Here is an 18,948-nt window from a genome sequence, read left to right on the forward strand (position 1 = left end):
AGAGCGGCGGTTCAGCGCGACCGGGAGTCGTCCTCGACTCCCGTGGTGGCCTCGGTGGTGGCCGCTTCGGTGTCCTCGGCATCCCCGGTGCGGCTGGCGTCCACTGTGGGTGAGGTCCGGGTCTCTGCGTCGGGGACGGAGGGACGGTGTTCGTGCTGGGTGCGGCGCCGCCGGATCTCAGCGCGGGCCACGAAGAACGCGACGATCACCGGGACGACGTACTTGGCGGTCTCCGCGAGGAAGGTGACCCATCCCGGCACGGCGATGTCCGGTAGGTCCACCTCGGGCCACGGGATCGAGGGGAGATCGATCGAGGGCCAGGGGATCGAGGGCCAGGGGATCGCCGGGAGGTCGAAGGATGGCCACGGGATCGCCAACGCGATCCGCCCGACCAGGAGGGTGATCAGGATGGGGAGCAGCACCCCGCCGGCCGCTCCCAGGGTCTCGCGGGCGGTGTAGAGCCGGGGGTGGGCGAGCATCCGTTCGCCGTAGGCCTCCGCCTTGGAACCGGCCTCGGGGTGCAGGTCGGTGCCGCCGATCCCGGCCAGCCCGGTGACACCCGAGGACGCACCTTCCGAGTCGGCCGGGAACACGGTGGCGCGACGGGGTGCGCCGAAGAGCGACATGCGCACGACGAGCCGGCCGTACGCCGGGTGCTCGAGCTTGGCCTTCTCCGCGGTCGTGGTCTTGTGCCCGGCATCCTGGCCGTCGACGAGCCAGAGGATGCGACGAGCGGTCGGGCCGTAGAGCTCCACCCGATGTGTGATGCCGCCGACCTCGCCCTCCCAGACCTGTAGGAGTGGCTTCCCCTCGAACTTGGTCTCGACTCCCTCGCTCACCCGATCGACACTAGCCAGGCGTTCGCCCTGGCCCATCGTGCTGGAGTATCGGTCCACCCCTACTTCGGTCGCGACCTGAACAGGGTGGGTCTGGGCTGGGTGGGTCTGGGGTCGGTCAGGGGTAGGAGAGGCCGGTGGCGGATTCGGAGATCTCCCAGAGTCGCAACTGGGCGTGCCGGTCGTGGGAGAGCCTGCTGCTGCGGGCCACCACCGCCGGGCCGTGCCTGCCCCCCGAACCCGACGGACCGCAGAAGGTACCGCCGGGCAGCCGGGCGGCCGCCGCCATCAGGATCGGCCAGGCACCCTGCTCGGCGGACTGTCCGAGGGCGGCGGTGAAGGTACCGATCAACCTGGACGCTGGCCCGTTGCTGACCAGCGCGGTTCGGGCGACCCCTGGGTGGGCCGCCGTCGCCCTGACCGCGCGACCGGCGAGGCGGAGACGGCGCTCGAGCTCGTAGGTGAACAGCAGGTTGGCCAGCTTGGAGGCCGCGTAGGCGCGCCACGGGGAGACGCGCGGAGGCTGGGTAGGGTCGCCCAGCGGCGCCCGCCGGGCGAACCGGTGCAGGTCCGAACTGACCATGACGACCCGTCCGTCCTGACTCAGTTCGAGCTGGGGGAGTAGGAGTCCGGTGAGGAGGAACGGCCCCAGGTGGTTGGTGGCCAGTTGGAGGTCGAACCCGTCGACGCTGCGCGGATGACCCGGCGGTGCCATCAGTCCGGCGTTGTTGACCAGAACGTCGATCGGGCCGAACTCGACCGCCCGATCGGCCGCCCGGCGTACCGATGCCAGTGAGGCGAGATCCACGGTGAGCATGAGCAGGTCGGCGTCGGGCACCTGCGCGGTGATCGCCGCGGCGGTGTCCTCGAGCTTGGTGGAGCTGCGACCGGCCAGGATGACGCGGGCCTGCCTGCGGGCCAGTTCGAGCGCGACCTGGTGCCCGAGGCTGCCGACCGTGGTGCCGGTGACGAGCACCTGGCGGCCGCTCTGGTCCTCCAGGTCCGCTGTGGTCCAGGGGTCGGTGCGCATGCTCACTGCTCCCACGGTTCCGGGGTCGGGACGTCGGTGCTCACGGCACGACGTTCATCCCGGCGACGACCCGCCGACCGAGATCCTGATCGCCCTCGATGACCACCCGGTCGGGGGCCACCTCGCCACGCCCACCGGCCAGCCGGACGAAGCTCTCCCGGTCGGTCCTCAGCGTGACCGTCGGATCGGACGGGATGCCGCGGGTGGGACGGGCTCGGCCGTCGTCCTCGATCTGGACGGCGGTGGGGTGGTCGTCGACGACCAGCACGAGACTCTGGCCCGGCCCGCCGCCGGCACGCTTGACCAGCACCATCCCGAGGCTGCCACGAAGGTACGACGTCACATGGTCGCCCGGCCCCGAGTGCAGGTGTCCCGGCCGGCAGACGGCGCGACGGATGTCCTGCTCGTGCATCCACAGGTCGAAGGGGCGGTTCCTGAGCAGGGTGCGCATGTCCCAGCCGAGCGCGGAGCCGAAGTGTCCGGTCGCCGGTGCCGACGGGTCGGCCGGGGGATCGGACCGGAGAGCGGCGTACCGCTCCTCGACGGCCCCGCGGAGTTCCGCGATGATCTCGGCCGGCATGAGGTCGCGGCGGTTGACCACCCCGGTCTCGGTGCTTCGCCCCATCGCGTTGGTGACGTGGGCGGGCTCGCCGATGTCGACGGTGGGCTCGGTGCGGCCCAGCGTGCTCGACTCGATGTGGGCGCAGTGCGACGCGACCGCCTTGACGTCCCACCCCGGCAGGTCGGTGGCCGCGCCCCACTCCGACTCGGGCAACTCGCCGAGGAGCTCCACTACGTCGCTCGCCGCCTGCCGCCAGATCTCCACCAGCTGCCACAGCTGGGGGTCGGCTCCTGTCGGGATGGTGTCCTCAGTCACGCGGCCACCTTAGCGACCGTTCAGTGGGGTGTCAGGGGGGCAGACGTTTCCCCGGTCCACCGGGGAAAGGTGCGCTTTCCGGCCGAAGATCGGCCAAATACCGCAACTCTTCCCTGGGTCGTGTGACGCGAGAGGCGCAGGTGGTCCGGCGCGACACCTCAGCCGAGTGCGAGTTTGGTGGCGATCGCCAGCATGGTCAGGCCGATGACGACGTCGAGCACCTGCCAGGCACGCGGGGTGGCGAGCACGGGGGAGAGCAGGCGGGCGCCGTACCCGAGGGCCGCGAACCAGGCCATGCTGGCGGCGATCAGCCCGACCGCGAAGGTCCAGCGTCCGTCGGGGCCGTAGCTGTTGGCGAGGACGCCGTAGATAGCGATGTCGACGTACAGGTGTGGGTTGAGCCAGGTGAGCGCGGCCGCCCGGCCGAGCGCGCCCCCGCGGGTGACCTCCTCGCCGCCCGCCGCGGTGAGGGAGGTACGCCGGGTGGCCCGCCGCAGGCACATCACGCCGTAGGTGACCAGGAAGACCACGCCGCCCCAGCGCACGACCTCCAGCAGCCAGCCGGCCCGGTCGACCACCGCGCCGACGCCACCGACCCCGAGTGAGATGAGCACCAGGTCGGAGAGTGCGCAGAAGAGGACCACGACACCGACGTGCGAGCGGAGGAGTCCCTGACGCAGGACGTAGGCGTTCTGCGCGCCCACGGCGACGATCACGGAGAGGCCGGTCAGGAGGCCGGCGGAGGCAGCGGTCACGGCTACGATCCTGCCCCGGAAGGCGGATGCAGTCCAACGAAGGTTTCTTCAATATCTGAAGTAGTGCTTCACTCAGACGATGCGCTTCGAACCGGCCCATCTGGAGACCCTCCTGACCATCGTCGAGACGGGCAGTTTCGATGCGGCAGCGCGGGCGATGCACGTCACCCCGAGCGCGGTCAGTCAGCGTGTCCGTGCCCTCGAGGGGACCGCCGGCCAGGTCCTCCTGCGGCGTACGACGCCTGCCACGGCCACCCCGGCGGCCGACCCGCTCCTGCGGCTCGGGCGGCAGCTCCGGGTACTGAGCGCCGAGGCTGCTGCGGCCGTGCCCGGCGCCGGTGATGCGGTCGTCGAGCTGCCGGTCGCGGTCAACGCGGACTCGCTGGCGACCTGGTTCCGGGAGGTGCTGGGCGAGGTCGCCGGCTGGGACGGGGTGGCGCTGCGGTTGGCGGTCGAGGACCAGGCCTACTCGCACGACCTGCTGCGCCGGGGTGAGGCCCTCGGTGCGATCACCAGTGAGCCGCGGCCGGTTCAGGGCTGCGTGGTCGAGCCGCTGGGCAGCCTGCGTTACACCCCGGCGGCCGCCCCGGCCCTGATCGAGCGCTACCAGCGGGGTCGCGGGGTCGACTGGGCCGCGATGCCGGTGGTGGTGTTCAACGAGAAGGACCACCTCCAGGACCAGGCGTTGGCCGAGCGCGGAGTCGCCCGGCCGGCGGTGGTGCATCGGGTGCCGAGCACGGCCGACTTCAATGAGGCGGTACGCCGCGGTCTCGGCTGGGGGATGATCCTCGATCCGGAGCTGAGCACCGGGGAGTTCCGGCGACTGCCGGGCGGCCGCCCGGTGCGGGTGCCGCTGCACTGGCAGCGCTGGCGGCTGGACTCCCCGATCCTGGGGCGGCTCTCCGACGCCGTACGCCGCGCTGCCCGGGCCGGCCTGGTGGGCAGATGACGGCACCCGGCCCGACCGTCGGAGGGTCGAACCGGGTGCGGTGTGGGTGGATCAGAACGCGCTCTCCGGGAGATCCATCAGGCTGTTGTCCACCGAGGCGGCGATCGCCCGCTCCGCGGTGATCTTCGGCAGCACGGTGGCGGCGAAGAAGCGGGCCGCGGCGACCTTGCCCTCGTAGAAGTCCTTGTCCTTGCCGTGGGCGGCGTCCCCACCGAGCGCGACCAGGGCGATCTCGGCGGAGCGGAGCAGCAGCCAGGCGCAGACCACGTCGCCGAGGACCATCAGCAGGCGGGAGGTGTTCTGCGCGACCTTGTACAGGTTGCGCGGGTCCTGCTGGCCGGCCATCAGGTCGTTGAACATGTGCGCCGTGATCGCCTCGACGTCGCGCAGGGCCGTGGCGAGCAGTTCCCGCTCGACCTTGAGCTGACCGTTGCCGCCCTCGGCGTCCAGGAACTTCTTGATCTCGCCCTGCACGTGCGCCAGTGCCGCGCCCTGGTTCTTCACGATCTTGCGGAAGAACAGGTCCTGGCCCTGGATCGCGGTCGTGCCCTCGTAGAGGGTGTCGATCTTCGCGTCGCGGACGTACTGCTCGATCGGGTACTCCTGGAGGAAGCCGGAGCCGCCGAAGGTCTGCAGCGACTCGGTGCCGAGCAGCACCCACGAGCGCTCCGACCCGTAGCCCTTGACGATCGGGAGCAGCAGGTCGTTGACGCCCTCGGCGAGCAGACGCTGCTCGGTGCCGGCCTCGGACATCTGCACCTCGTCCTGCCAGGAGGCGCAGTAGAGCACCAGCGAACGCATCCCCTCGGCGAAGGCCTTCTGCGTCATCAGCGAGCGGCGTACGTCGGGGTGGTGGGTGATCGTGACCCGCGCGGCGTCCTTGGCCGGGTCGGTCAGGTCGGCGCCCTGCACCCGCTCCTTGGCGTACTCGAGCGCGTTCAGATAGCCGGTCGAGAGCGTGGCGATGGCCTTGGTGCCGACCATCATCCGGGCGTTCTCGATGACGTCGAACATCTGCCGGATGCCGTCGTGCACCTCGCCGAGCAGCCAGCCCCGGGCGGCCTCGCCGCCGCCGACCTGCGGGTCACCGAAGGTCAGCTCGCAGGTGTTGGAGACCTTGATGCCCATCTTGTGCTCGACGTTGGTGACGTAGACGCCGTTGCGCTCGCCGCTGAGCTCACCACTGTGGTGGTCGAAGTGGAACTTGGGCACCAGGAACAGGGAGAGGCCCTTGGTGCCGGGCCCGCCTGCGCCCTCGACGCCTTCGGGGCGGGCCAGCACGAGGTGCATGATGTTCTCGCTCATGTCGTGCTCGGCGCTGGTGATGAACCGCTTGACGCCGGTGATGCTCCACGACCCGTCCTCGTTCGGCGTGGCCTTGCTCCGGCCGGCACCGACATCGGAGCCGGCGTCCGGCTCGGTGAGCACCATGGTGGCGCCCCACTGACGCTCGACCATGAGTTCGGCGATACGCCGGTCGCGCTCGGTGCCGTTGCGGTAGACGACGCCGGCGAAGGACGGTCCTGCGCCGTACATCCAGATGGCGGGGTTGGCGCCGAGCAGCAGCTCGGCGGTGGCCCAGACCAGGGTCGAGGGGGCGGCGGTGCCGCCGAGGGCCGGCTCGGTCTGGAGGCTCCAGAAGCCCGAGTCCATCCAGGTGGCGTAACTCTTCTTGAACGACTCGGGGATCGGCGCGGTGTTCGTCGCGGGGTCGAAGACAGGCGGATTGCGGTCGGCGTCCTCGAAGGAAGCGGCCAGATCCTCCCGGGAGATCCGGTCCACCTCGCCGATGATCTCGCGGGCGGTCTCGACGTCGAGCTCCTCGAACGGGCCGGTGCCGAGGACCCGGTCGCGGCCGAGCAGTTCGAACAGGTTGAACTCGATGTCGCGCAGGTTGCTCTGGTAGTGGCTCACTGCTCCACTCATCCTTCGTGTGTCGGGGCGGGGCGCCGGGCGCCGGATCCAGGGACGCGTGGAAGTTACCAGCGCGTGCTACTTCTCAGTAACTTCGATGATACGAAGCCGCCCGGCCGCTCGCAAGAGCGGCATCAGCGACGCGGGTCACCACCGGCAGGGATGGTGGGTGGACTCGACGCAGACCCGCGCGTGCGCGGCCGCGACCGGAAGGACCCGGTCATCGGTCGCGAACCTCAGGCCTGCAGGTGACGGGCCGCCCAGTCCACCAGCGGCGTGAGCCGACGCCAGTCCGCGCGGACGACCTCGACGAGTTCGGCGGTGTGGATCACCGGCTCGAAGCCCAGGTCGCGCCCCGCCGTGAGGGAGCGGTGCCGGAGCAGATCGAGACGGGGGTGGTCCGCGTCGTACCCGCGTGGCTTGGTCTTCAGCCGGTCGCCACCGATATCGAAGCCAGCGCGGCGTAGCCGGTCGAGCAGCCGCTCGAGCTCGGCGCCGTAGGTGTCGTGCGCCGCCGCGGCCCGGTACGCCGCCAGCCGGGCCGGGGGAGCGTGGTAGAAACCGCCTCCGAGGCGGACGCCGCGGGGCGAGACGTCGACGTAGTAGCCGGTCGCCTCGGCGACCCGCACGAACGCGCCCTGATGGGTCTTGTACGGCGTCTTGTCCTTGGCGAAGCGGACGTCGCGGTAGGGCCGGAACACCTTGGCGGTGCCGAACTCGGCGGCCAGCGCGTCGGTGAGCTCGACCATCGGCGCCCGGACGCTCTCCTCGTAGACGTGCTTGTGGGCCGCCCAGAACGCCTTGGTGTTGTCCACTTCGAGGTCGTCGTAGAAGTCGAGTGCGGCGACGGGGAATCCGGTGAAGCTCACCCGGCCAGGGTAGGCAGGGGCCGAGGAAGGTGCCGCCGTGACCCGGGGCCCGCTGCTCCTCTGCCGACGTCGGGCGCGAAAATCGGGCCGCCCATCGGCGTGGCCGGGGTTACCGTGGCGGGTGCCGACGGCCGTCGGACGGACGGGTGGTCGGACGAGACAGGGAAGGGAGAAGAAGATGGTGAAACGCCCGTCGATCACGCTCGGTGCCGCAACCACAGCGCTCGGCCTCGCCCTCGGACTGGCCCCGGCCGGTGCCGCCGGAGCGCCGATCCCCAACACCGGCGACGTCGATGTCACCAGGACGGATCCCGCGGGTGACGTCGTCCTCACCGATGACCGTGGGACCCCCGCCGAGGTGGTGAAGCGGTCACCCAGCGACGTGACGAGGGTCCGGATCCGGGCCAAGCGGACCGGCCCCGAGCGGTACCTCACGGCAAGCTTCAAGGTACGGAAGGCAACGTTGGGCCGCCCGGGAGACCAGACCACCTACGTGCTCCGGCTCGGCTACCTGAAGACCGTGCGCGTCACTCCGCTGAGGACTCACGTCCGGAAGCTGGTCTTCAACGACGCCGGGCTCGTCGGGTGTCAGGGGATCAAGACCCGGATGCGCACCGACATCGACCGGTTCTGGTTCAAGGTGCCGCGGCCCTGCCTGCGTCGGGCGCTCATCGACCACACCCCGGTGCAGGCTGTCACGGTGCGGACCAAGGATCTCCGCGGCGAGTACACGCTCACGTACAAGGACACCGTGCGCCCTACCCCTGTGTTCCGACCCTGACCCGGCCGGCGTGGACATGCGGCTCAGGACAGTGGGGCGGTGACCTGTTCGTCGCCACCCTCGGCGAGGGAGGTGACGGTGAGCTGGTCGCCGCCGCAGCGCGGTTCTGACAGGACCGCCTGTCCCGGCTTCGACTCGTAGACCACGTCGAGGTGCTCGCCGTCCCAGCGGAGCAGGGTGGCCGTGCCGTCGCCGGTCTGGGCGTCACGCGAGAAGTACGCCGCGCCGCCGCACGCGACCAGGGTGCCGTTGGAGCCCGGGCCCAGGTCGTACTGCGCGTCTCCCGCGCGCGCCCGTACCCGGACCTCCTCGAAGCGCTGTTCCCGCGGGACGACCGACCAGACCGACCCGCCGGCGAGCAGGACACCCTCGGCCCCCGAGCACGTCGCCACCGAGGGGAACGGCGTGAGTGAGGTGCCCTCCACCGAGGCGATGGTGCGGCAGGAACGGCCACCGCCCAGGCCGAAGCGGAGCAGGGTGTCGCCGGCCGCGCCCAGGTGGACGTTGTTGAACCCCTCCCTGGCGCCCACGCACGGCCCCTTCCGCGAGGTGTCGGCGGCGAGGTCGCGGTAGGCGAGGCAGTAGTCGCGGCCCGCGAGCGTGGCGTAGGCGACCCGGTCGCCGTCGAGCGCCCAGGTGCCGCCCACCGTGGTGGGGATCGGCGAGCCGCCGTCGATGACGGTGCGTCGGCCGGTGGCGAGCTCGATGGCGACGGCCCGCTGGGGCCGCTCCTCCGCGTTGTCCTGGGAGGCGATCACCGCCCAGGTCTCGCCCAGCAGGGCGTCGGTGACCCGACGGCCGGCGAGGCGCACGGTGGTCGCCTCGCTGCCCTGGGAGAGGGTGTAGCTGCGCCCGCCGTCCGGTACGGCGAGGGTCCACTCGCCATTGCTGGTCACGGTGGCCCCGTCCGAGCCGGGCACCGGGCTCCAGTCGAGCAGGTCCCTGCCCGGCTGAGGTACCCCCGGTTCGGACGCCGTACCGCCGGACGCGGTGGCGCTCGCGGCCGGAGTCTCCGGTGAGGGGCCGTCGCCGGGCGTGTCCTCCCCCTGGCAGCCGCTGAGCGCCAGGGCGAGCAGCGGCGCGAGGAGCCAGGCCGACCGGACGCCGTGGAGTCGAGCCCGCATCACACCCCGATGTTGTGCTGGAAGTGCGCCTGGTTGGCCCGGTAGCTGCGGTACGCGCGGCGCCACTGCACCCGGGCGATGAACGGCTCCGAACGGTCGAAGCGCTGCTGGTTCCACGGCTCGAAGTAGCCGAGGAAGCGCAGTCCGTTCTTGGTGTTGTGGTAGCCGCGGCCGACCTGGAAGTGACCGGAGGCGTCATCGTCGAGATAGGGATAGAACCGCTTGAGCAGCACCGGGTGCAGCACCACCGGGGCCTTGTAGTCGGCGACGTGCCGCTGGATGAGGTTCCACCACTGGTTGAAGGACCAGTCGGAGATGTCGAGCGCGACGTACTTGCCGGCGTACGTCGGGCGATCCCAGCCGCTGCGCCGGTTGACCACGCGCACGATGTCGGTGATCGCGGTGCCGGCGCTGGTGGTGCCCAGCACGCTGGCCATCTTGGCCTGGCTGCGCGGCTTGCCGTACCAGCCCCACTGGATCATCGCCGTCGTCGCCGGACCGCACCAGTAGCTCTGGACCTGCTCGGCCACCTGGCGCTTGTCCAGGATCTTCGCGGCGCGGGGGTAGGTCGCGGGCGTGTTGGGGGCGCCTGCGCGGGCGGCGGTGCCGCCGGCTCCGCCGGTGTCGGCCCGGGCCTCCGGATGGAGATCCAGGAAGTCCTCGGGCAGGGGCGTGCCCTGCAGTTCGTGACGGAGCAGCCAGACCTTGGCGACCGAACGGGCGGCCTGGGTCAGCTCTGCGCGTTCCTTGCGGGCGCGCTGCGCCGGGTTGAGTCGGGCCTGCCGGCGCAGCAGCGCCGCCGCGTCGAGGTCGCCGGTGCGCTCGCGACGCGACCCGGAACGGGCGGCGACCCGCGCGGCGGCGGCCATCCGGGCCTGCACCTCCGCCTCGGTGGAGGTGGTCCAGCCGTTACCGAGGCAGTAGCGCTGCCCCTCGAAGAGCGCACAACGCACCAGGTTGGTCGCGAGCTGCCCGGGGAGCGAGCGGCCGCTGACCCGTGCCTGCTGGCCTTCGGCGAGGACCGCGTCGATCTCGGCCTGCATCTCCGCAGTGACCTTGCCCGGGCCGACGGTCGAGGCGAGCGCCGGCTGCGCGGCCGGCGCGATCCGGCCGGCCTCCTCGTCGTCCCCGCGGGGCACGAACGGTGCGGCGGCCAGGATCACGGCCAGGGCGGCCACGGTCAGGGTGCGCGGGCGGCGCCACCACCGTCGGTGGCCGTCGGTGCTGGGCTCGGCGGCGTTGGACTCGGCGGCATTGGGCTCATCGATGGTGGGCTCGGCGGCGCTGGGCTCATCCGTGCTGGGGTGCGGGTTGCGGCCGGCGCCGGGGTCGGGGGTGGCGTCGGCCTTCTCGGGAGACGTCGGGTCCGACGGCATGGTGGGTCCTCTCGACCAGGGAATGGCTCGTCCCAGCCTGAACAACTACAACCTGAATCGCAACTGCCACAACCATCACGCGTGTCACAGTCGCGATCAGGCAGGCTCCCATCGGCGCGCAGCGGCGATCTGAGGGCCCGGCAGGGCGGTGCCGAAGAGTGCTTCGTCGCGCCGACGAGTTGGCGGGCGAACGGTCGGCGACTCGGCAGCCCGCATCACGTGGGTTCCGCCGATGTCACCCGCTCAGTCCTCGGGCGGCAGTGACTCGAGCGGCAGTGAGAGGTGTTGGTGGACCACCAGCCACCGTCCATCGCGACGGGCGAAGACCCGCGTGCCCCGGTTGTACACCTCCTTGACCGAGCCGTCCTCCTGGCTGATCCGCACCCGGTCGATGCCCCAGCTGACCGCGAGGTCACCTCCCATGCGCACCGTCAGGTCGGGGGTGTCCAGATCGACGCCGTGCGGAGCGGCCTCGAGGCCGGTGGCACACACCGCTCGAACGGCGTCGACGCCGACGTACTCCATCGGCGGGACCTGCTCGTAGGACACGACCTCCTCGGCGATGTGAGCCATGAGCGCGTCGAGGTCCGCAGCCCGGGTTCCCTCACCGAAGGCGTCGTGGACCAGGCGGACGTCCTGGTCGGAGTTCGTGCTGGTCGGATCGGCGAAGGAATGGTGCTCGTGGGCGACGACCCAGCGGCCGTCCTCGCGGCGCAGACCGAGGGTGAGCCGCAGGCGCACCTCGGGTGTGTCGGTCAGTTGCTCCGGCGTCCCGCAGAGCAGCAGGGCGTGGGCGAACGCGACGTCCTCGCCGGCGGTGACGTCGAGCTCGACGATCTCGAACCGTGCGCCCGAGGCCTGCCACTGGAAGAAACCCGGCCAGGTAGCCCGGTAGGCCTCGATCCCGCGGACGCCGTCGTACGGCGGCGGGACGTCGAACATGACGATGTCGTCGGCGTGGTCGGCCAGCACGGTGTCCATGTCGCCGGCGTGCACCGCCTCCGCCCAGCGTCGTACCAGTTCTCGGATCTGCTCGTCGTTGCTCATGGTCGGCTCCTCTCGTGGTCCTGTCTCCCTTACAACCCGCCACGGAGCCCGGAATCATCGTTCTGAAGCAGCGATCTCGGCAGGCAGCCCGAATCGACCGAACACCTCGGGGGTCAGGAACGACACGACCTCGGTGACCAGGCCGCCGCGGACGCGGATGACGTCGAGCGCCACCGCGCCGTACGCCCCGCGCTCGTCGGCCCGGGCATAGGTGCCGAACGCCGTCTGCTCGTTGGCGCGAACGCCGATGAAGCGCCACCGCAGGCCGGGCGGGCCGAGCGGGCCGTCGAGCAGGAACCCGCGGATCGCGTCGTGGCCGCGGAACCACTGCGGCAGAGGTGGCATCGAGTACTCCGCGTCCGCGTCGAGCAGCGCGAGGATCGCGTCGACATCGCCCTGTTCCCAGGCTCGGGCGTACAGCGCCGCGACCCGCGCCACCTCGTCGTCGGGCCCTTCGGGCGGTGGCAGTCGACCGGCCACTTTGGCGCGTGCCCGCTGGAGCGCGGAGTTCAGCGCAGGCACGCTCACCGTCAGGACCTCGGCGGCTTCGGCCGCGTTGAAGCCGAGCACGTCACGAAGGATCAGGGCCGCTCGCTGCCGCCCGGGCAGGTGCTGCAGCAGAGCGACGAAGGCGAGCGTCATCGAATCGGTGGCGTCGTAGGTCGCCTCGGGTCCGACGGGTCCCGCACCGTTGCCGGCCGGGTGCGGCTCCAGCCACGCGACCTGGTCGCCGGTGGCGCCGGGCGAAAGGTCGACCGGGAGTTCGCGCCGCCGCCGCCGTTCGATCAGGGTCAGGCAACGGTTGGTCGCGATCCGGTAGAGCCAGGCGCGGACGTTGCTGTCCGGCTCGAGCCGGTCGGCCGCCGCCCAGGCGCGGAGCAGCGTCTCCTGCACCGCGTCCTCGGCGTCGTGGACCGACCCGAGCATGCGGTAGCAGTGCACCTCGAGCGCGGCGCGATACTGCTCGGCCGCGGTGGCGAAGTCGACCGTCGTCACCCACGTCAGACAACCACATGACCTGCTCGGGTGGGTGTGGACGCCGTTCACCCACCTCGCCGCTTCGACGTGATCCTCGGCTGCGAGGCGGCCAACGACGTCCCCGCAGAGGGCATGCGGACGACCGATCCGGTTGAGGTTCCGCGATCCGACCCATGGAGCCGCCCGTTGCAGCCGGGCGGTATACACGAACCATGCGCGCAATCGGAGTGAGTGAGTACAGCGGGCCGCAGGCCCTGCACGAGATCGACCTGCCCACCGAGCCGCTCGGGCCGGGCCAGGTCCGCGTCCGGGTGAGGGCGGCCGCGGTGAACCCGACCGACACCTACGTCGTCAACGGGGCCCGCAACAGGTCGGGTGTGCCGCGTGAGGTCGCCGACGTACCCGGGATGGACATCGCCGGTGAGCTGCTCGAGGTCGGTCCCGAGACGCAGACCGACCTGGCCGTCGGGGACGCCGTGATGGGGGTCGTCGTACCCACCGGCCAGCACGGCGCCTACCGCGAGGACATCGTGCTTCCGGTCGGCTCCGTCGTCCGTGCGCCCCGGGATGTCTCGCACGCCGAGGCCGCGACGCTGCCGATGAACGGGCTGACCGCGCAGCTCGCGTTGGACAAGCTGGCACTCGCCCCCGGTGAGGTGGTCGCGGTGACCGGCGCCGCCGGTGCTCTGGGTGGCTACGTCATTCCGCTGGCCAAGCGCGCCGGCCTCACCGTCGTGGCGGACGCCGCCGAGAAGGACGTGGAGCTGGTGCGCTCCTTCGGTGCGGACCACGTGGTGCCACGAGGCGACGACGTCGCGGACCGGATCCGCGACCTCTTCCCCGACGGGGTCGACGGCCTGGTCGACGGCGCCGTCCAGGGCGAGAAGGTGCTCGGCGCGGTGAAGGACGACGGCGGCGTGGCGACGGTGCGGTTCTGGAAGGGCGACGGCAGCCGCCAGCTGCGCTTCTACCCGGTGCTGGTGGCCGAGGTCGCCGAGCGCAGCGACTGGCTGGAGGAGTTGCGCGAGCTCGCCGAGGCGGGCGTGCTGGAACTGCGGGTCGCGGACGTCGTACCGGCGAAGGACGCGAGCCAGGCGCACGAGCGGCTGGCGGCCGGCGGTGTGCGCGGGCGGTTGGTGCTCGACTTCGCCTGAGGGCGCCTCACCCGGAGGCTGGTGGGTCCGGCCGTCTGGGCAGGGCTCGCGCGCCGGACTGCGCGCGAGCCCCCGGCGCCGGTGGGGCGAGCCGGGGTCTGACGCGAGGACCAAACCCTTGGAGTGAATCTTCGCGTCGGACTGTGTCCTCACACCCGATCTCGACCAACGTGTGTGCCCAGCACACCTAGATGCTTGCGCGAGTCCACGCCGACAACGCCACGGCCTTCAAGCCCTCGATGAACTCTTCTTCGTCAACAGGCAAGGGAGAGGCAAAGTCGGCCCCGAAACCTGTGCGCAGGACGAGTGCGCCGAAGCACATCTGGAACACAGCCGCTCGGAGGGCGGTGTGGGATTCAGGTGTCACCGAGTCAGTCAGACGGTTGAACAGGTCCGCCAGTGTGTTGCTCGCCTCGACGCCGTGTTCCCGCACCGTCGCATTGGTCGCGGAGATGACGATCACGGCGTGAAGGAAGCCTTGGTGCGCGATAAAGATTCGCGCCACCACATCGACAGCGGCGCATACGACCTCGTCGACCGACGCGGCATCGGATCCTTGAACTGAGTCGAGGGACTCCTCGGTAGAGCGGATCTTCTCGATGCCGTGTTGGTAGACCGCCAGGAACAGTGCGTCCTTGTTCGGGGCCCTGCGGTAGATCGTCGGCGGGGTCACTCCGGCGCGATGGCAGACAGCCGCGATGGTGAATCCCTCGCTGCCGCCCTCGGAGAGCACGGCGACACCCGCGTCGAGGACGCGCGCCCACGCCTCGCGGCTCCGCTGCTGCTGGGCGGGGCGGACGGTCAACTCCATGGCTTCAGTCTCCCTGATCGGTGCTGCGTCCCACCTCGGACCCACCTGGGACCCACCTCGGACTCCTTCCTTGACAACCGGTGACCGGCGCCACAAACTGTGCAAATAGTAATGCTAGTTATCGTTAGGATCCACCATGAATCACCAGGAAGCGACGCCACCGGGCGTGGGGCGCGTGGCAGTGATCGGCTCGGGGCCGGCCGGCATGGCGGCGGCGCTCTCGGCGGCGCAGGCCGGGCACCACGTCCGGGTCTTCGAGCGTTATCGCGAGGCTCGGCCCGCCGGCAACATCCTCAACCTGTGGCCGCCGCCGCTGAAGGCGCTTCGGGCGATGGGTGTCGACACCGACGACCTCGGCGCACCGTGCCACGTGCAGTTCCGGAACCTGCGGGGGAAGGTGCGCGCCGACGTGAAGCTCTCGCCCGAGGTGCAGGCCGAGTACCACGGCAGCTTCATCGGGCTGATCCGCCCCGACCTCTACGAGCGGATGCTCGCGGCGGTCCCACCCGGCGTCATGCAGTTCGGCCGCAACGTCGAGACGTTCACCCAGGATGCCGCAGGCGTCACGCTCCACTTCGACGACGCCAGCCAGGAGCAGTACGACGTCCTGATCGGTGCCGACGGCATCGACTCGCTGGTGCGCCGGACCCTCTGGGGCGATGCTCCGAAGCGGGATCACCGGCTGCACATCTTCGGTGGCTACACCTTCGACTCGCCCACCGGCGCCGTCCCCGGACAGGCGGTGCTCACCCACTCCCGCACGGTGCAGGGCAGCTGGACAGCGATCCGCTCGAAGGGGCGCGACGGGTACCAGTGGTGGGTGCTCGAGGCGGTCGACCCTGACGCGCCGGCCCCGGAGGACCTTCCTGCCGCTGCCACCCGGCTCGGCGCCGAGTTCCCTGCCCCCCTGCCCGGTCTCATCGCGGGGACGGACCCGGCGCACGTGCAGCGGTGGGTGCTGCGCGACCGGCCCGCGCTGTCGCAGTGGTCACAGGGCCGCGTCACCCTCGTCGGCGACGCTGCGCACCCCACGTCGCCGTACGCCGCCTATGGCGCGGGCATGGCGATCGAGGACGGCTTCTTCGTCGGCCGCGCTTTGCGCGGCGTCGACCTCGCCGATGGCGCCGCGGTCGCCGCGGCCCTCCGGGGGTACGAGGAGCCGCGCAAGCCGCATACGGCCCAGCAGGTGAAGCTCGCCTACCTGAACGGCAAGATCTTCCACCACACGCCTGCCCTGTTACGGCCGCTGCGTGACTTCGTGATGGACCGCACGCCGTTCCTGCAGAAGGTCGTCGGCGACGCGAGCCCGGGAGAGATCATGAAACAGCTCGCACTGATCGAGGCCCAGATCTAGGCGGTCCGCGGAGGGCGCGTGGTTGAGGCGATCGCGGCGCGGTGCAGCATCGCGGCGCGACCGACCGGCGTCCCCTCCTCGATCCACAGCCCGACGGCCGCGGGGTTGAAGAGCTGCTCGATCGCCAGCAGCGCGGCGCCGATGACGCCCTCGCGGAAGTCAAGGGAGGCGCTGCGGACGACGAGATCGCTCCCGGCCAGGTCGCTGGTCCGTTCGACGAGGGTGCGGGCGAACCGGTCGACGATCTCGGGCCCGATTCGCAGGGCACCGCCGCCGAGCACCACCGTGCCCGGGTTGGCGAAGCTCACCAGGGTGGCCACGGTCCGAGCCACGGCGTCCAGGCTCTCCTCGACGGCGGATGAGGCCAGTGGGTCGCCGGCCGCGGCGGCGAGGCCGACGTCCTGCGGGGTCAGGCTTCGGCCCTGCTTGAGCACGGCTGACAGGGCGGGACTCGCCGACGCCTCCGGTAGGAGGCGCTGCACCAGTCCCCATCCTCCGCTGACCGCCTCCAGGCACCCCGTCCGGCCGCACCGGCAGAGCACGGCCGGGTCGTCGGTCACCTGGATGTGCCCGATGTCGCCGGCGGCCCCGTGGTGGCCGCGGAAGACCGAGCCGCCGGAGACCAGGCCGGCACCGATGCCGAGGTCGACCAGGATGTAGAGCAGGTCCCTGCCGTCCGAGGGCGTGCCCCTGTGCCACTCGCCGAGCGCCATCACGTTGACGTCGTTGTCGACCCAGACCGGGGCGTCGTACCGCTCCCGGAACCAGGAGCGGACGTTGAACCCGTTCCAGCCCGGCATGATCGGCGGCGCCACCAGGGCTCCGGCGGAGAAATCGACCGGTCCTGCGACGCCGATCCCGAAGGCCCAGGGTCGCGTCCGCGTCCGCTGTGCGAGTCGAGAGAACATGGCGTCGAGTCGTTCCAGGGTCTCGTCCGCGCGGTCGGCGGACTCCCAGTCCTGGTGGGCGAAGTCGACCAATGTGCCGTCCAACGTGGTGACCGCGGCCGACATCTCGGTGGCGCCGATGACGGCGGAGTAGGCGTGACCGGCTTCGTTGCGCAGTGTCAGCGTCCGTGACGGACGACCACCTTGGGAGGGGGCCATCTCGCCGTTCTCGAGGAGGCCCACCTCCATCGCCTGGCGCACCCGTTGCGCGATCACCTTGCGGCCCAGTCCTGTCTCGCGCTCGAGCTCGGGCCGGGTCACGGCCTGCCCGGTCCGGACGAGGTTGATCAACCTCCCGTAGATGAAGGCGTCCTGGGGCGAGGGAGCTGAGGAGACAGCCGTGGTCGTCACAGCGGCAGAGTTTAATGTTCCTATGGGGCAAAAGAGAAGGATTTCTTGGGCGCCATGAGGTTGGCCCGCGTCCGATGGAGGCCATTCACGCGGTGGATGGGGTGCATCGTTGGCCTGCATGATGTGACCGTTGACATAGGTTCCAAGCGAACATAAGTTGGGCGAACGGTGATCGGGGCCACCTGCTCACTCCCCGGTTCCATCCACTCTGCTCGCGGCCGCGGCCGCCTGAGTTCCCCGGAGACACACATGCGAAGGTTGATTGGCGCGGCGGTCGTCGCGGCCCTGGTTGCTGGCACGGCGGCCTGCGGAGGCTCGTCCGGTGGCGCCGCCAGCGGGGGCTCCACCGACTCGTTCACCCTGGCCGCGATCACGCCGCCGTCCTCGTTCGCCATCGGGGCGATGGCCTCGAGCGGCCCCGAGGATCCGTACTACCAGGCGGTCTACGACCGGCTCCTCAGCGTCGGCACCGATGGCCAGCCGCAGGCCGACCTCGCCACCGAGTGGGCCGTCGGCGACAACGGAATGAGTCTGGACCTGACCCTGCGCGAGGGCGTCACCTTCACCGACGGCGCCGCCTTCGACGCCGCGGCTGTCAAGGCGAACCTGGAGAAGGCCAAGGCCGCCAAGGGCGAGGCGGGCTCGGCCCTCGGCGCTGTCCAGAGTGTCAAGGTGGTCGACCCGACCCATGTCTCGCTCAAGCTCAACCGCCCCGACCCGGGTCTGACCGCGGCCCTGGCGCGCAGTTCCGGCTACATGGCCAGCCCCCAGGCCCTCGACTCCGCCGACCTGGCCACCCAGCCCGTCGGTTCCGGGCCCTACGTGCTCGACAGCAAGCAGAGCACCGCCGGCAGCGTCTACGTGTACACCCGTAACGAGGACTACTGGGACAAGGAGGCCTTCCCCTACGACACGCTCACGATCCGCTTCCTCGAGGACATGAGTGCGACCGTCAACGGTCTGCGCTCAGGCCAGATCGACGCCACCGCGACGCAGACCAGTGACCTGGTCGCCGCAGCGGAGCAGGCGGACCTCAACGTGGAGACGTTCTTCGGCGGGGGCCTCGACGGTATGTACCTGTGGGACCGCGACGGCAAGCTCGCCCCGGCGCTCAAGGACGTCCGCGTCCGTCAGGCGATCAACTACGCCACCAATCGCGACGCGATCCTCGAGTCCGTCAAGGGCGGCCTGGGCACGGTCACCTCCCAGGTCTTCCCGGAGGGTTCCCTCGGCTATGACGAGGCCCTCGACGACGCCTATCCGTACGACCTGGACAAGGCCAAGCAGCTGATGGCGGAGGCGGGGTACGCCGACGGGTTCTCGATCACCCTGCCGGACTTCTCCCCGGTCTATCCCGACGAGCAGGCTGCGATGACCGAGCTGCTCAAGTCGATCAACATCACTGTGGAGTACAAGCCGACCACGGGTGACCAGGTCGTCGGCAGCATCATGGGCGGGCAGTGGCCGCTGAACTACTTCACGCTCACCACCTCTTCGCCGTACGAGCTGATCGGCCTCACCATGACCGACCAGTCGCCGTTCAACCCGTTCAAGAACAGCGACCCGGAACTTGCCAAGCTGATCGACGCGGCGTACGCCGCCACCGGCGACGCCCAGGACGACGCGCTTCAGGAGGTCAACAAGTACGTCGTCGACCAGGCATGGTTCGCCCCGTGGGACGCCGTCGAGAGCGCCGCCATCACTGCCGATGGCATCGACGTCACGCCGGTGCCGGGAGTCAGCGTCCCGCCGCTGTCGGCCTACCAGCCGGCCAGCTGATCACGTCCCCGCGTCC

Annotated in this window: 17 protein-coding genes; 5 read left to right on the plus strand and 12 right to left on the minus strand. The window is 70.7% G+C overall.

Annotation, left to right across the window (positions count from 1 at the left end; all coding sequences use genetic code 11):
* Positions 1-11: 11 nt before the first annotated feature.
* The 4 genes from G515_RS0108600 to G515_RS0108615 form a co-directional block, all read right to left on the minus strand.
* Positions 12-839 carry a hypothetical protein gene (locus G515_RS0108600; RefSeq protein ID WP_028659824.1) on the minus strand — a complete coding sequence of 276 codons (828 nt, stop codon included), beginning with the start codon at positions 837-839 and terminating at the stop codon, positions 12-14.
* 115 nt (positions 840-954) lie between these two features.
* Complete coding sequence (locus tag G515_RS0108605) at positions 955-1,866, minus strand: oxidoreductase (RefSeq protein ID WP_028659825.1); 912 nt, start codon at positions 1,864-1,866, stop codon at positions 955-957.
* A 40-nt stretch (positions 1,867-1,906) separates the two neighbouring features.
* Positions 1,907-2,743, minus strand: coding sequence for a maleylpyruvate isomerase family mycothiol-dependent enzyme (locus tag G515_RS0108610; RefSeq protein ID WP_245565304.1), 837 nt, complete (start codon positions 2,741-2,743; stop codon positions 1,907-1,909).
* Between the two features lie 158 nt (positions 2,744-2,901).
* Positions 2,902-3,498 (minus strand): LysE/ArgO family amino acid transporter, encoded by a 597-nt coding sequence (locus G515_RS0108615; protein WP_028659827.1) that lies wholly within the window; start codon positions 3,496-3,498, stop codon positions 2,902-2,904.
* Positions 3,499-3,577: 79 nt separating this feature from the next.
* Between G515_RS0108615 and G515_RS0108620 the strand changes: the two genes are divergently transcribed.
* Entirely contained in the window at positions 3,578-4,447 is an 870-nt protein-coding gene (locus G515_RS0108620; protein WP_028659828.1) for an ArgP/LysG family DNA-binding transcriptional regulator, read from the plus strand.
* 51 nt (positions 4,448-4,498) lie between these two features.
* On the opposite strand, the gene G515_RS0108625 is transcribed toward G515_RS0108620, so the two are convergent.
* Together G515_RS0108625 and G515_RS0108630 are read right to left on the minus strand one after the other, a co-directional pair.
* Positions 4,499-6,361 (minus strand): acyl-CoA dehydrogenase, encoded by a 1,863-nt coding sequence (locus G515_RS0108625; protein ID WP_028659829.1) that lies wholly within the window; start codon positions 6,359-6,361, stop codon positions 4,499-4,501.
* Positions 6,362-6,597: 236 nt separating this feature from the next.
* Positions 6,598-7,230: a DUF2461 domain-containing protein gene (locus G515_RS0108630; RefSeq protein ID WP_028659830.1), complete on the minus strand. Its 633-nt coding sequence runs from the start codon at positions 7,228-7,230 to the stop codon at positions 6,598-6,600.
* Between the two features lie 178 nt (positions 7,231-7,408).
* Here G515_RS0108630 and G515_RS0108635 point away from each other — a divergent pair, with 178 nt between their 5' ends.
* Positions 7,409-8,011, plus strand: a complete 603-nt coding sequence (locus tag G515_RS0108635; protein ID WP_028659831.1) for a hypothetical protein — start codon at positions 7,409-7,411, stop codon at positions 8,009-8,011.
* 23 nt (positions 8,012-8,034) lie between these two features.
* Here the strand turns inward: G515_RS0108635 and G515_RS0108640 are convergent, their stop codons facing one another.
* From G515_RS0108640 to G515_RS20325, 4 genes are all read right to left on the minus strand, one after another.
* Positions 8,035-9,138 (minus strand): hypothetical protein, encoded by a 1,104-nt coding sequence (locus tag G515_RS0108640; RefSeq protein WP_157571052.1) that lies wholly within the window; start codon positions 9,136-9,138, stop codon positions 8,035-8,037.
* Entirely contained in the window at positions 9,135-10,511 is a 1,377-nt protein-coding gene (locus tag G515_RS0108645) for a C39 family peptidase (protein ID WP_028659833.1), read from the minus strand. Before G515_RS0108645 ends, G515_RS0108640 begins: the two co-directional genes overlap by 4 nt.
* A 243-nt stretch (positions 10,512-10,754) precedes the next feature.
* Positions 10,755-11,558 carry a YybH family protein gene (locus G515_RS0108650; RefSeq protein ID WP_028659834.1) on the minus strand — a complete coding sequence of 268 codons (804 nt, stop codon included), beginning with the start codon at positions 11,556-11,558 and terminating at the stop codon, positions 10,755-10,757.
* Positions 11,559-11,612: 54 nt separating this feature from the next.
* The gene (locus G515_RS20325) at positions 11,613-12,554 is read right to left on the minus strand and encodes an RNA polymerase subunit sigma-70 (RefSeq protein WP_051218041.1); all 942 of its coding nucleotides are present in this window, start codon (positions 12,552-12,554) and stop codon (positions 11,613-11,615) included.
* Between the two features lie 194 nt (positions 12,555-12,748).
* Between G515_RS20325 and G515_RS0108660 the strand changes: the two genes are divergently transcribed.
* The gene (locus G515_RS0108660) at positions 12,749-13,690 is read left to right on the plus strand and encodes an NADP-dependent oxidoreductase (RefSeq protein WP_028659835.1); all 942 of its coding nucleotides are present in this window, start codon (positions 12,749-12,751) and stop codon (positions 13,688-13,690) included.
* A 187-nt stretch (positions 13,691-13,877) separates the two neighbouring features.
* Here the strand turns inward: G515_RS0108660 and G515_RS20330 are convergent, their stop codons facing one another.
* Complete coding sequence (locus tag G515_RS20330) at positions 13,878-14,501, minus strand: TetR/AcrR family transcriptional regulator (protein WP_051218042.1); 624 nt, start codon at positions 14,499-14,501, stop codon at positions 13,878-13,880.
* 136 nt (positions 14,502-14,637) lie between these two features.
* On the opposite strand from G515_RS20330, the gene G515_RS0108670 reads away from it, so the two are divergent.
* On the plus strand, positions 14,638-15,855 hold the full coding sequence (locus G515_RS0108670) for an FAD-dependent oxidoreductase (protein ID WP_028659836.1): 1,218 nt from the start codon (positions 14,638-14,640) through the stop codon (positions 15,853-15,855).
* Here G515_RS0108670 and G515_RS0108675 read toward each other — a convergent pair.
* Positions 15,852-17,153, minus strand: a complete 1,302-nt coding sequence (locus G515_RS0108675; RefSeq protein ID WP_036554991.1) for an ROK family protein — start codon at positions 17,151-17,153, stop codon at positions 15,852-15,854. The two genes, G515_RS0108670 and G515_RS0108675, sit on opposite strands and share 4 nt — an antisense overlap.
* A 249-nt stretch (positions 17,154-17,402) precedes the next feature.
* On the opposite strand from G515_RS0108675, the gene G515_RS0108680 reads away from it, so the two are divergent.
* Positions 17,403-18,932, plus strand: a complete 1,530-nt coding sequence (locus G515_RS0108680; protein ID WP_028659838.1) for an ABC transporter substrate-binding protein — start codon at positions 17,403-17,405, stop codon at positions 18,930-18,932.
* The last annotated feature ends 16 nt before the right edge of the window (positions 18,933-18,948 follow it).

Origin of the sequence: Nocardioides insulae DSM 17944 (genome assembly GCF_000422825.1) — a bacterium.
Classification (GTDB): Bacteria; Actinomycetota; Actinomycetes; order Propionibacteriales; family Nocardioidaceae; genus Nocardioides; species Nocardioides insulae.